Origin of the sequence: Citrobacter europaeus, from assembly GCF_037482245.1 — a bacterium.
In the GTDB taxonomy this organism is placed as follows: domain Bacteria; phylum Pseudomonadota; class Gammaproteobacteria; order Enterobacterales; family Enterobacteriaceae; genus Citrobacter; species Citrobacter europaeus.
Genome location: NZ_CP148084.1, coordinates 4,181,988 through 4,194,544 on the forward strand (window position 1 = coordinate 4,181,988; position 12,557 = coordinate 4,194,544).

The window sequence follows — 12,557 nt, forward strand, 5'->3', positions numbered from 1 at the left end:
CACACTCCAGGATCTGCATCTATGAGGTATACGGTAGCCTTAACCGGCGGCATTGGCAGTGGTAAAAGTACCGTTGCAAATGCGTTCGCTGACCTCGGAATAAACGTCATTGATGCAGATATTATTGCGCGCCAGGTGGTTGAACCCGGTACACCTGCCCTTAAGGCGATCGAAGAACATTTTGGTTCCGAGGTTATAGCCGCGGACGGATCGTTGCAGCGGCGCATTTTACGCGAACGTATTTTTTCCAATCCTGAGGAGAAAAGCTGGCTAAATGCCCTGCTTCATCCGCTTATTCAGCAGGAAACGCAGCGCCAGTTTCAGCAAGCGACCTCCCCTTATCTGTTGTGGGTTGTACCGTTGCTGGTAGAAAATTCGCTGTATAAAAAAGCCAACCGTGTACTCGTGGTGGATGTTACCCCCGAGACACAGCTCAGACGCACGATGCAGCGCGATGACGTCACGCGTGAGCATGTTGAACAAATTCTTGCTGCCCAGGCAACGCGTGAAGCGCGTCTGGCCGTGGCAGACGATGTTATTGATAATAATGGCGCACCGGAAGCCATCGCCTCGGATGTCGCCCGCCTGCACGCGCTCTATTTGCAATGCGCGTTGCAGTTTGTCTCACAGGAAAAACCGTAATGCACACCCAGGTCCTTTTTGAACACCCTCTCAATGAGAAGATGCGTACATGGCTGCGCATTGAGTTTTTAATCCAACAGCTCTCCGTTAATTTACCTATTACAGACCATGCAGGCGCACTGCATTTTTTCCGTAATATCGGAGATTTACTGGATGTCTTTGAACGCGGTGAAGTCCGCACCGAACTCCTCAAAGAGTTAGAGCGACAACAGCGAAAACTCCAGGCCTGGGTTGAAGTTCCCGGCGTCGATCAAAGCAGGATCGACGCATTGCGCCAGCAGTTAAAAAGCGCGGGCAGCGTTCTGATTTCGGCCCCGCGTATTGGACAGACACTACGCGAAGATCGTCTGATTGGCCTCGTGCGTCAGCGTTTAAGCATTCCTGGCGGGTGCTGTAGTTTCGATTTGCCAACCCTGCATATTTGGTTGCATTTACCACAGCCGCAACGCGACGCGCAGGTTGAAGCCTGGCTTGCCAGCCTGAATCCGCTCAATCAGGCGCTAGCACTGGTGCTGGATTTGATTCGCAACTCTGCGCCGTTCCGTAAGCAAACCAGCCTGAATGGTTTTTACCAGGACAACGGCGAAGATGCCGATCTGCTGCGCTTGCAGCTGCCGCTTGATTCGCAGCTTTATCCGCAAATTTCTGGTCATAAGAGCCGTTTTGCCATTCGCTTTATGCCGCTGGATAGCGAAAATGGCCAGGTGCCTGAGCGTCTCGATTTTGAGCTGGCGTGCTGTTAAGGAGTCAACATGTCTGAACAAACTATCGTCAACTGCCCAACCTGTGGCAAACCCGTGATATGGGCTGAAGTCAGTCCGTTTCGCCCATTCTGCAGCAAACGCTGCCAGTTAATCGATCTGGGTGAGTGGGCCGCGGAAGAGAAACGCATCCCAAGCTCTGGCGATCTGTCGGAAAGCGATGACTGGAGTGAAGAGCAGAAGTAATTGCGCTAAAACGGTTGGCCGGGCAAGCATTGCGCCCCGTTAATAATTTACCGGATGCGGCGTTGCCTTATCCGGCCTACGAACACCATTAGCCAGCAATCAGCTTTTCAATGACCGGCGCATTCGCCGGCGGAAAATCTTCCGCATTTAGAGCAGCTTGCGCAATCCACTGCGCTGGTTGCCCCTCTTTTCCCCATGGTTCGCCTTCCCAGCTTTCAACCAGCCAGAACCACAGAGTGATATGCCGGTCCGGAAACTGATACTCCAGCTTTTCGAACAGCGAGCTATGGGTCGGCGTAATGCCCACTTCTTCCTGTAACTCGCGAATCAGCGCCTGCTCTGGCGTTTCACCCGCTTCAATTTTTCCGCCGGGAAACTCCAGCTTATTTGCCATGTGGGCATCAGCCGCACGCTGAGTTATGAAAATTTCATGGTGCTGATTACGAATAATCCCGACGGCGATCTGCAATATTTTCATCTTCATCGTCCATAAAAAAGGCGCAGAATTCTGCGCCTTTTCAGTAAGTTATTTTATTAGCTCAGACGGCCATGGCACTGTTTGTACTTTTTGCCAGAACCGCAAGGACACGGATCGTTACGACCCACTTTACGATCGCCGGTTTGTGCTGCCAGCTCTTCTGCCGCGGCAGAATCGTCACCTTTATGGCTCAACTGCTGCATCTGCGCTAAACGTTCAGCTTCTTCACGACGCTGCTGCTCCATCGCTTCTACTTCTTCAGGCATACGTACCTGAACTTTGCTCAGGGTGCTGATCACTTCGTACTTCAGTGATTCCAGCATTGATGCAAACATAGAGAAGGATTCACGCTTGTATTCCTGCTTCGGATCTTTTTGTGCGTAACCACGCAGGTGAATACCCTGACGCAGGTAGTCCATCGCCGCAAGGTGCTCTTTCCACAGAGAGTCGAGAGTTTGCAGCATCACGCCTTTTTCGAAGTGACGCATCATCTCCGCGCCCACAACTTCTTCCTTACGCTGATAAACTTCGATAGCGTTTGCCAGAATACGTTCACGCAGCGTTTCTTCATGCAGCTCAGGCTCTTTATCCAGCCATTCTGAAATCGGCATGTCCAGATCGAAGTCGTTTTTCAGACGTTCCTGCAGACCCGGGATATCCCACATTTCTTCCAGAGACTGCGGCGGAATATAGGCATCAATCGTCGCTTTGAAGACATCTTCACGGATGCTGTTGATGGTCTCGCTAACGTCAGTTACGTCCAGCAGTTCGTTACGCTGGGTGTAGATTGCGCGACGTTGGTCGTTGGCAACGTCATCATATTCCAGAAGTTGCTTACGAATGTCGAAGTTACGGCTTTCCACTTTACGTTGCGCGTTAGCAATCGCTTTAGTTACCCACGGGTGTTCAATCGCTTCACCTGGCTTCATGCCCAGTTTACGCATCATGCCGGACACGCGGTCAGAGGCAAAAATACGCATCAGCGCATCTTCCATCGACAGATAGAAACGCGAAGAACCCGCATCACCCTGACGACCCGAACGGCCACGCAGCTGGTTATCGATACGACGAGATTCGTGGCGCTCAGTACCGATAATATGTAAACCACCGGCGGCTAACACCGCATCATGGCGAACCTGCCACTCTGCTTTGATCTGCGCAATTTGTTCCGGAGTCGGGTTTTCCAGCTCGGCAACTTCCGCCTGCCAGCTACCGCCCAGTACGATATCGGTACCACGACCCGCCATGTTCGTCGCGATAGTCACGGCTGACGGATAACCCGCCTGAGCAACGATATCCGCTTCGCTGGCGTGGAACTTAGCGTTCAGGACGTTGTGCTTGATACCGGCTTTAGTTAATTCGTTAGAGACCACTTCCGATTTTTCAATGGAGATAGTACCCACCAGCACCGGCTGGCCATTTGCGGTACGTTCTTTAATATCTTCAATGATCGCCTGAATTTTTTCCGCTTCGGTCATGTACACCAGATCCGGTAAATCCTTACGGATCATCGGACGGTTGGTCGGCACAACCACGGTATCCAGTTTGTAGATGGAACTGAATTCAAAGGCTTCAGTGTCTGCTGTACCAGTCATACCGGCCAGTTTTTCGTACAAACGGAAGTAGTTCTGGAAGGTAATAGATGCCAGCGTCTGGTTCTCGTTCTGGATATCTACGCCTTCTTTGGCTTCAACGGCCTGGTGCAGACCATCGGACCAGCGACGGCCCTGCATGGTACGACCGGTGTGTTCGTCGACGATGATCACTTCACCGTCTTTCACGATGTAGTCAACGTCGCGGGTAAACAGTACGTGTGCGCGCAGCGCGGCAGTCACGTGGTGCATCAGCATAATGTTGCCCGGAGAGTACAGCGACTCGCCTTCATCCATAATGCCTTCGTTAACCAACAGTTCTTCAATCAGCACCAAACCACGTTCAGTCAGGTTAACCTGGCGCGCTTTCTCATCAACGGAGAAGTGGCCCTCACCCTGGAACGTGTCGGAATCTTCCTTCTCCTGACGAATCAGGTGCGGGATGATTTTGTTCACTTTTTTATACATTTCCGAGCTGTCTTCAGCCGGACCGGAAATGATCAGCGGCGTACGCGCTTCATCGATCAGGATGGAGTCGACTTCATCGACCAGCGCATAGTGCAGTTTTCGCTGAACGCGCTCTTCCGGGCTAAACGCCATGTTGTCGCGCAGGTAGTCAAAGCCGTATTCGTTGTTGGTACCGTAAGTAATATCGGCATTGTAGGCTTCACGCTTGGCTGGCGCAGGCAGGCCAGACATGTTGATACCCACGGTCATGCCGAGGAATTCAAACAGCGGGCGGTTATTTTCGGCGTCACGCTGAGCCAGGTAGTCGTTCACGGTAACCACGTGTACGCCCTTCCCGCTTAATGCGTTCAGGTAGGCAGGCAGCGTGGCGGTCAGGGTTTTACCTTCACCTGTACGCATTTCCGCGATGCAGCGATCGTTCAGGACCATACCGCCCAGCAGCTGAACGTCGAAGTGGCGCATGCCGAACACACGCTTACTCGCTTCGCGTACCACCGCAAATGCTTCCGGGATCAGGCTCTCAACGCTGGCGCCTTTTTCCAGACGGGCGCGGAATTCAGCGGTCTTCGCTTTCAGCTCATCATCGGAGAGTTTTTCCATCTCCGGTTCCATTGCGTTGATGACATTGACCACTTTGCGCATACGACGCAGCGTACGCTCGTTACGGCTACCGAATACTTTTGTTAATAATTTGATTAGCATAATAAAATCTCAAACGCCCCGCATTGCGGAGTCAAAAATTATAAGTTGGAAGGTTCTTTTTTAGCTGAGACGTTGAGGGCCAGCGCGGATTCCCTGCAGCTGACTGATCCAGACCGGAACGCTAAACGCGGCCTGAGAGGTAAAATGGGCGTACGTCACGCGACTCACGGTCGCGGGCGGTCTGCCTTCTTGCGTCAGCATCGCGCTGAGCGTATTCAGTAACGCAAGATGGTGCGCCTGGATTGGCAACGGCTCTTCGGCAACGGGTAGCGCCTGAGGGGCCATAGCAAAAGAAAGATGGCGAATAACCGTACGAATAGCATGCTGATGCCAGTAGTCGACGGTAAAATTCGGGCGGCGATTGGTCGCTTCCAGCAAAGCAAGCTGGTTAAAGTTAACTTTAGCGCCTTGATCGTGATTGCTGGCGGTCGCCTTCGCAGGGGTATTAGGTTCAGCAGCATTACCGAGCGCGGGCAGGCCAAAACTAGCCGCGACCATCCCCAACAGGAGATGCGGCCAGAAGTACCGTCTGCCTAACTGTCGCCAGCGCGTCAGTATTCCACTCACGTTATTGCCACCTGATATACCCTGCGTTTGGGGTTACAAATGCAAAACCATTTTTGCGCACAAATATTACCATTAATGCGTTCGCACCACAGCAGTAATGACGCAAGTCGCGGGTAAATATGCTTAAGAAAGCAGCGATCGAACGGTATTTTAATCTACCTGTGGGAAAAGTCGCTTCAGAGAAGGTGGTTTGCAATCGGAAGATAAAAAAACGACTGGCTCACCTGGCCGGAGAGAGTGCCAGATTAACCAGTCGAATTTATGCGACAGGTATACACTTCATCTTTCAAGCTGCCCCTTTGTTGGCTGCTTTCTCTCACCCCAGTCACGTACTAGTGTACGCTCCTGCGGATTCGTTCAGTTGCCGCCTTGATGCAACTTGAATGATTTTGTGTATAGTTATTATGCCAGTACGGTCGAAGGTGCTTTGAACGCCAGTGGCAGTTCTGCATCGTCCTGGAAGGTCACATATTCCCAGGCTTCCTGTTTTGCCAGGACCGCCTGCAACAGTTTGTTATTCAATGCATGACCGGATTTATACGCGGTGAATGCACCAATAATGTTATGACCACACATGAACAAGTCACCAATCGCGTCGAGCATTTTGTGACGAACGAATTCGTCTTCAAAACGCAGGCCGTCTTCGTTCAATACGCGATAATCGTCAACAACGATGGCACAATCGAAGCTGCCGCCCAGGCACAGGCCGCGGGACTGCAGATATTCGATATCACGCATGAAGCCGAAAGTACGCGCGCGGCTGATCTGGCGCATGAACGCATCCGCAGAGAAGTTCATCGCGTAGCGCTGCGTGCTGGAGTCGATTGCCGGATGGTTAAAGTCGATGGTGAAATCCAACGTAAAACCATTGTATGGCTTAAACTCAGCCCACTTATCGCCATCTTCGACACGAACGGTCTCTTTGATGCGAACAAATTTTTTGGCGCTGCTCAGTTCTTCAATACCTGCATCAAGCAGCAGATAAACGAACGGAGCGGCACTGCCATCCATAATCGGGATTTCCGGGGCGTTAACTTCAATAACGATGTTATCGATACCTAAGCCCGCCAGAGCAGCATTAAGGTGCTCTACGGTTGAAATCCGCACATCATGCTCATTGACCAGACACGTACAGAGCATGGTATCACGCACAGATTTGGCATCGGCCGGGAAATCTACCGGAGGATTCAAGTCGGTGCGACGATAGATGACCCCGGTGTTGGCCGGCGCAGGGCGTAATGTCAGGGTGACTTTTTTGCCGGTATGTAAACCGACGCCAGTCGCCTGAACGATACGTTTAAGAGTCCTTTGTTTGATCATCGTATAATCTCGCCAAATTACCTATCCAACCGAAGTGTACTATACATTCGGTGGGCCAGTTTAGCACAAAGAGCCACAATTCCCAAATTCCAGCTAATTCTTAATCAGCTTGCTTACGCAGGAATGCTGGGATATCCAGATAATCCGGCTCTTTCGTGGTTTGCGGCGTATTGTCGTTAACCACTTTCGCTACCGGTTTCTGCTCTTGCGTCAACGGCGCCATACCGTGCTGCTGGTAACGATCCATTACCGGCTGCTGTACCTGCTTGTTGGTCACCAGAGTGATTTCAGGACGCTTGTCCATACCAATTCCAGTCGCCACAACGGTCACGCGCAGTTCGTCGTTCATATCCGGATCCAGAGAGGTACCGATAACCACAGTCGCGTTATCCGATGCAAATGCACGGATCGTGTTACCCACGGTTTCAAACTCATCCAGACGCAGGTCGAAGCCCGCAGTAATGTTGACCAGCACACCACGCGCGCCGGACAGATCGATGTCTTCCAGCAGCGGAGAAGAGATAGCCATTTCAGCCGCTTCTTCTGCACGGTCTTCACCGCTTGCCACGCCGGAGCCCATCATCGCGTAGCCCATTTCGGACATCACGGTGCGCACGTCTGCAAAGTCGACGTTCATCAGACCCGGACGAGTAATCAGTTCAGCGATACCCTGAACCGCGCCTTTCAGCACGTCGTTCGCTGCGCCAAACGCATCCAGCAGGGAGATACCGCGACCCAGCACTTTCAGCAGCTTGTCGTTCGGGATAGTGATCAGAGAGTCCACATGTTTGGACAGCTCGGTGATACCCTGCTCTGCGAATGCCATACGCTTCTTGCCTTCAAAGTTGAAAGGCTTAGTCACGACGGCAACGGTCAGGATACCTAAATCTTTTGCTACTTCAGCCACCACTGGCGCTGCACCGGTACCGGTACCGCCGCCCATGCCAGCTGCGATGAACACCATGTCTGCGCCGTCAAGCGCTGCACGCAGAGCTTCACGATCTTCGTCTGCCGCATTACGACCGACTTCCGGGTTTGCACCCGCGCCCAGACCTTTGGTGATGCCGCTACCAATCTGAATGGTCTGTCCAACCGCCGTTTTACGCAACGCCTGAGCGTCGGTATTCACAGCGAAGAATTCAACACCTTCGATGCGCTCACGCACCATGTGTTCAACGGCATTACCGCCGCCGCCGCCGACGCCGATGACTTTAATCACCGCGTCATTGGTAAGTTCCATAGGTTCAAACATAGTTTCTCTCTCCGTTGTGCCTGTCGCCTGAGACCGTGAATGTGCGTTGGTCTCTTTAAAAATTAAAACTCTTTTCGCAGCCAGCTATTGAGTCGTTTGATCCACGAGCCAACTGATGCCGTTACGCGTTTTTCAACTTCAGCTTCACCACTCAAATGGGATTCTTTCCCGTAGTGAAGCAGCCCCACCGCCGTGGAATAATACGGCTCCTGAGCATAATCCGTCAGACCGGTAATATTCAGCGGTGCGCCAATACGTACTTGCGTATGGAACACGCGCTGTGCGCAGGCCGCAAGACCTTCAATTTGCGCAGCACCGCCGGTTAACACAATCCCCGCCGCCAGATGATGTTTCACACCCTGCTGGCGAAGCTGTTCCTGTAATTGCAAAATTTCTTCGTTGACCAGGTTGAGCAGCTCGGTATAACGCGGCTCAATGACCTCTGCCAGGGTCTGACGTTGCAGGCTACGCGGTGGACGCCCCCCCACGCTTGGCACTTCAACGCTCTCGTCTTTACCGACGATGGAACCCAGTGCGCAACCATGGCGCACTTTGATAGCTTCTGCATCGCTCGGCGGCGTACCGAAGGCATACGCGATATCGCTGGTCACGACATTCCCTGCATAAGGGATCACTTTAGTGTGGCGCAACGCCCCGCCAGTATAAACGGCGATGTCCATTGTACCACCACCAATATCCACCACGCAGACACCCAGTTCACGTTCATCTTCCGTCAACACGGAATAACTGGCTGCCAACCCGGCAAAAATCAGTTGGTCAACTTTCAGGCCACAACGTTCAACGGCTTTGACAATATTCTTCGCCATGTCGTTGTGGCAGGTAATAAGATGGACTTTTGCCTGCATACGCACGCCGGAAAGACCGACCGGATTTTTGATACCTTCCTGGTAATCGATGGCGTATTCCTGCGGAATAACGTGCAGAACACGATGTTCATCGCGAACGCGTACGGATTTTGCCGTATGTACCACGTTCTCCACATCTTCCTGCGTCACTTCCTCTTCGGAAATGGGCACCATACCAATTTCATTCTGACAGCTAATATGCTTACCGGAAAGCGCCAGATACACAGAGGAGATCTGGCAATCTGCCATCAGTTCAGCCTGGTCAATGGCGCGTTGTACGCACTTCACCACTGACTCAAGGTCATTCACCCCGCCTTTATCCATACCTCGCGATGGGCAACTGCCCACGCCAATGATATTGACCATACCGTCGGGCAGAACTTCCCCTACTAAAGCGGCTACCTTCGCGGTGCCAATCTCCAGTCCAACTACCAGTTTTCTGTCCGTCGCCTTGATCATTGTTGTTCTGCCTGTGCCTGATTCTGTTGCTGATTAGATTCCTCAGGAGGCAAGGGAACCCAGCCTACTGCCGCTCCTGAGTCATAACGCAAATCAACGTAGCTAATCCGTTTGCCATCGGTTTGCGCCTGCTGCTGTAAAACCGGGTAGAGTTCCACAAAGCGAGCCAAACGTTTTATCGTATCGCCCCTGCCCAGATTGAGCTTAATATCGTTATTCAGCGTCAACTGCCAGGAACGACGCGCGGTCATCGCCGCTTCCTTCAGGGTGAATCTATCCTTAGCCAGCACCTGCCCCATATCACGGAACCCTTGCAACACTTCACTTGCGCTGCCTTCCGGTCCGTACAACATAGGTAATACCTGCTTATTGGCCCGACCGGTTGGGACGCTGAACGTATTTCCTTCTGCATCCACCATGTGTTGGTCATTCCAACGCGCTATTGGCACATATTCAACCAGATGAATCTTCAATTCATCAGGCCATTGCTTTCTGACGCTCGCCTGTTTTATCCAGGGGAGACGTTCAATCTGGCTCTGGATGATGTTCACATCCTGAGTCATAAAGGTACCCGGAGCACCCAGCGCCAGGATGGACTGACGGATATCGTCATTGCGCGTGTAATGCCGTTCGCCGGTTAACACCAGTTTTGACAATGGCAAACGCTGCGCATCTTCCATCCACCCCAACACTACCCAGCCGCTGACAAACACGGTGCACAGCACTGTCAGCAGGAACAGTATTCCTGCAAGACGCGTTCCATTATTGCGGCGTGAGGAGTTTACTTCTTCTTCATCACCGTTTCGCGTGTTCAGCGCAGCCTGCGACATATCAGTCCGCCAACTCCAGAATTCTTACCACCAACTGCGAGAAGCTCAGGCCTGCCTGACGTGCCGCCATCGGCACCAGGCTGTGGCTGGTCATACCCGGAGAGGTATTGGCTTCCAGCAGATAAAACTGGCCATCGCTGTCCAGCATGACGTCAATGCGACCCCAACCTTTACAGCCCAATGCGGTCCATGCTTTCAGGACTAATTCCTGCAAACGGGCCTCTTGTTCGGCTTCCAGACCTGCAGGGCAGAAATATTGTGTCTCATCAGAGAGATACTTCGCCTCATAATCATAGAAGGTTCCCGCGGGTTGGATACGTATTGACGGTAAAATTTCTTCGCCGAGTATCGCAACTGTAAATTCCGGGCCACTGAGCCATTTTTCAATCAGTACTTCTTCATCATGCTGAAAAGCCAATGCTAATGCACCCTGCAAAGCATTTTCTTCTTCAACTTTTGACATCCCTACGCTGGAGCCTTCACGGCTTGGCTTCACAATCAGCGGCAAACCTAACGCAGAAATTTTTGTAACTGCCTCATCGCTAAGACCTTTTTCGAACTCAGCGCGGGTCAATGCCACCCATGGCGCGACGGGTAAACCTGCGCCCTGCCACAGCAGCTTGCTGCGCAGTTTGTCCATCGAAATTGCGGAAGCCATGACGCCGCTGCCGGTATATGGCAGGCCAATTTGCTCCAGCATGCCCTGCAACGTGCCATCTTCCCCGCCACGACCATGCAACGCAATAAACACCTTCTGAAAACCCATAGATTTCAGAAGAGTGACATCGACCTCTTTAGGATCAACCGGATGGGCATCAACACCACCTTCGCGTAACCCTGCCAGTACGGCCGCGCCGGAATTCAGCGAAACTTCACGTTCTGCGGAGGTTCCCCCTAACAGGACCGCGATTTTATCAGCCATGTTGTTCTTCCTCCGGGTTTTGCGGCTTCAGTTTGATTTCAGCTAAGGAACGCGCGATTTTGCCGATATTTCCAGCGCCCTGCACCAAAATCAGATCGTTGCCGGTTAATACTGGTGCCAGCATTTCTGCCACCAGGGCCGGATCGGATACCAGAATCGGATCGATCTTACCGCGACCACGAATCGTACGGCACAGCGAGCGGCTGTCGGCCCCCGGAATCGCGGCTTCGCCCGCGGCGTACACGTCCAGCATCAACAGCGCATCGACCTGGGTCAGCACGTTGGCAAAGTCGTCATACAGATCGCGTGTACGCGTAAACCGGTGCGGTTGGAACAGCATGACCAGATTTTTGTCGGGCCAGCCCGCACGCGCAGCTTTAATCGTGGCGTCCACTTCCGTTGGGTGGTGACCATAATCATCGACCAGCATCGCGGTCCCGGTTTTACCGTTCACTGGCTCAAGCGGGAATTCGCCGAGGAAGTCGAAACGACGTCCGGTACCCTGGAAGCTCTCCAGCGCACGCAGAATAGCGTCATCTTCAATACCTTCTTCCGTCGCAACCGCCACCGCAGCCGCGGCGTTCAGCGCATTGTGGCGGCCCGGCGCGTTTAACGTCACACGTAAATCGGCCATCCCCTGACGCACCAGCGTGAAGTGCCCTTGTGGGCCAATCTGCTGGTAATCTTCAACGCGCACATCGGCATCATCACTAAAACCATAGGTTGTGGTTTGACGACCAACTCGCGGTAACAGCTCGCGGATCACCGGATCGTCAACGCACATCACCGCACGACCATAAAACGGCAAGTTATGCAGGAAATTAATAAACGTCTGCTTTAAATTTTCGAAGTCGCCATGGTAGGTATCCATATGGTCGGCTTCGATATTGGTGACAATCGCCACCATCGGCTGCAAATGCAGGAACGACGCATCGCTTTCATCCGCTTCCGCAATCAAATAACGGCTATGTCCCAGGCGCGCGTGAACGCCTGCGGCCTTCACCAGACCGCCGTTGACAAAAGTGGGATCCAGGCCCGCTTCCGCGTAGATGCTGGAGACCATCGCCGTGGTCGTGGTTTTACCATGCGTACCGGCAATAGCGATGCCGTGACGAAAACGCATTAACTCCGCCAGCATTTCCGCACGACGGATCACCGGAATGCGCGCTTCATGCGCCGCAACAATTTCCGGGTTATCCGCAGAAATGGCGCTGGAGACCACCACTACGCTCGCATCGCGCACATTTTCAGGGCGATGGTTGAAGAAAATCGTGGCGCCCAGATTCGTCAACTGCTGCGTCACCGGATTCGGCGCTAAGTCAGAACCGCTGATCTGATAACCTTCATTGGCCAAAACTTCGGCAATACCGCCCATACCAGCACCACCGATGCCGACAAAGTGGATGTGCCGAACGCGACGCATTTCGGGCACGATGGAACGCAGTTTTGCCAGTTGTTGTGTATTCATTCTTTAGCCATTAACTTCTTAGTTCATGCGATGCAAAAGGCATC

The 12,557-nt window shown here is 52.7% G+C and carries 12 protein-coding genes; 3 read left to right on the top strand and 9 right to left on the bottom strand.

What is annotated here, in order from left to right; genetic code table 11:
- The first annotated feature begins 21 nt into the window (after positions 1-21).
- The 3 genes from coaE to yacG are packed head-to-tail and all read left to right on the top strand — an operon-like array spanning position 22 to position 1,589.
- Positions 22-642 carry a dephospho-CoA kinase gene (gene coaE, locus WHR59_RS19610; RefSeq protein WP_043018432.1) on the top strand — a complete coding sequence of 207 codons (621 nt, stop codon included), beginning with the start codon at positions 22-24 and terminating at the stop codon, positions 640-642.
- The gene (gene zapD, locus WHR59_RS19615; protein ID WP_087051014.1) at positions 642-1,385 is read left to right on the top strand and encodes a cell division protein ZapD; all 744 of its coding nucleotides are present in this window, start codon (positions 642-644) and stop codon (positions 1,383-1,385) included. The genes coaE and zapD overlap by 1 nt, the downstream gene beginning before the upstream one ends.
- Before the next feature lie 9 nt (positions 1,386-1,394).
- A complete protein-coding gene (yacG, locus tag WHR59_RS19620; RefSeq protein ID WP_087051013.1) occupies positions 1,395-1,589 on the top strand; it encodes a DNA gyrase inhibitor YacG in 195 nt (64 codons plus the stop codon).
- 88 nt (positions 1,590-1,677) lie between these two features.
- Here yacG and mutT read toward each other — a convergent pair whose 3' ends face one another.
- From mutT to murC, 9 genes are all read right to left on the bottom strand, one after another.
- A complete protein-coding gene (mutT, locus tag WHR59_RS19625) occupies positions 1,678-2,067 on the bottom strand; it encodes an 8-oxo-dGTP diphosphatase MutT (RefSeq protein WP_047406187.1) in 390 nt (129 codons plus the stop codon).
- Positions 2,068-2,123: 56 nt separating this feature from the next.
- Positions 2,124-4,829: a preprotein translocase subunit SecA gene (secA, locus tag WHR59_RS19630; RefSeq protein ID WP_043018428.1), complete on the bottom strand. Its 2,706-nt coding sequence runs from the start codon at positions 4,827-4,829 to the stop codon at positions 2,124-2,126.
- Between the two features lie 60 nt (positions 4,830-4,889).
- Positions 4,890-5,396 (bottom strand): secA translation cis-regulator SecM, encoded by a 507-nt coding sequence (gene secM, locus WHR59_RS19635; protein ID WP_047406191.1) that lies wholly within the window; start codon positions 5,394-5,396, stop codon positions 4,890-4,892.
- 402 nt (positions 5,397-5,798) lie between these two features.
- A complete protein-coding gene (lpxC, locus tag WHR59_RS19640; protein ID WP_006686706.1) occupies positions 5,799-6,716 on the bottom strand; it encodes a UDP-3-O-acyl-N-acetylglucosamine deacetylase in 918 nt (305 codons plus the stop codon).
- Positions 6,717-6,816: 100 nt separating this feature from the next.
- Complete coding sequence (gene ftsZ, locus WHR59_RS19645; protein ID WP_003018753.1) at positions 6,817-7,968, bottom strand: cell division protein FtsZ; 1,152 nt, start codon at positions 7,966-7,968, stop codon at positions 6,817-6,819.
- Positions 7,969-8,030: 62 nt separating this feature from the next.
- Complete coding sequence (ftsA, locus tag WHR59_RS19650) at positions 8,031-9,293, bottom strand: cell division protein FtsA (protein ID WP_003018755.1); 1,263 nt, start codon at positions 9,291-9,293, stop codon at positions 8,031-8,033.
- Complete coding sequence (ftsQ, locus tag WHR59_RS19655; protein WP_003018758.1) at positions 9,290-10,123, bottom strand: cell division protein FtsQ; 834 nt, start codon at positions 10,121-10,123, stop codon at positions 9,290-9,292. The genes ftsA and ftsQ overlap by 4 nt, the downstream gene beginning before the upstream one ends.
- Before the next feature lies 1 nt (position 10,124).
- Entirely contained in the window at positions 10,125-11,045 is a 921-nt protein-coding gene (locus tag WHR59_RS19660) for a D-alanine--D-alanine ligase (RefSeq protein ID WP_043018426.1), read from the bottom strand.
- Positions 11,038-12,513 (bottom strand): UDP-N-acetylmuramate--L-alanine ligase, encoded by a 1,476-nt coding sequence (murC, locus tag WHR59_RS19665; protein WP_043018425.1) that lies wholly within the window; start codon positions 12,511-12,513, stop codon positions 11,038-11,040. Before murC ends, WHR59_RS19660 begins: the two co-directional genes overlap by 8 nt.
- Between the last annotated feature and the right edge of the window lie 44 nt (positions 12,514-12,557).

Bases quoted from the DNA above. Each gene is read 5' to 3' on its own strand.
- coaE (WP_043018432.1), top strand. From the start codon at position 22: ATGAGGTATACGGTAGCCTTAACCGGCGGCATTGGCAGTGGTAAAAGT.
- zapD (WP_087051014.1), top strand. From the start codon at position 642: ATGCACACCCAGGTCCTTTTTGAACACCCTCTCAATGAGAAGATGCGT.
- yacG (WP_087051013.1), top strand. From the start codon at position 1,395: ATGTCTGAACAAACTATCGTCAACTGCCCAACCTGTGGCAAACCCGTG.
- mutT (WP_047406187.1), bottom strand. From the start codon at position 2,067: ATGAAAATATTGCAGATCGCCGTCGGGATTATTCGTAATCAGCACCAT.
- secA (WP_043018428.1), bottom strand. From the start codon at position 4,829: ATGCTAATCAAATTATTAACAAAAGTATTCGGTAGCCGTAACGAGCGT.
- lpxC (WP_006686706.1), bottom strand. From the start codon at position 6,716: ATGATCAAACAAAGGACTCTTAAACGTATCGTTCAGGCGACTGGCGTC.
- ftsZ (WP_003018753.1), bottom strand. From the start codon at position 7,968: ATGTTTGAACCTATGGAACTTACCAATGACGCGGTGATTAAAGTCATC.
- ftsA (WP_003018755.1), bottom strand. From the start codon at position 9,293: ATGATCAAGGCGACGGACAGAAAACTGGTAGTTGGACTGGAGATTGGC.
- ftsQ (WP_003018758.1), bottom strand. From the start codon at position 10,123: ATGTCGCAGGCTGCGCTGAACACGCGAAACGGTGATGAAGAAGAAGTA.
- WHR59_RS19660 (WP_043018426.1), bottom strand. From the start codon at position 11,045: ATGGCTGATAAAATCGCGGTCCTGTTAGGGGGAACCTCCGCAGAACGT.
- murC (WP_043018425.1), bottom strand. From the start codon at position 12,513: ATGAATACACAACAACTGGCAAAACTGCGTTCCATCGTGCCCGAAATG.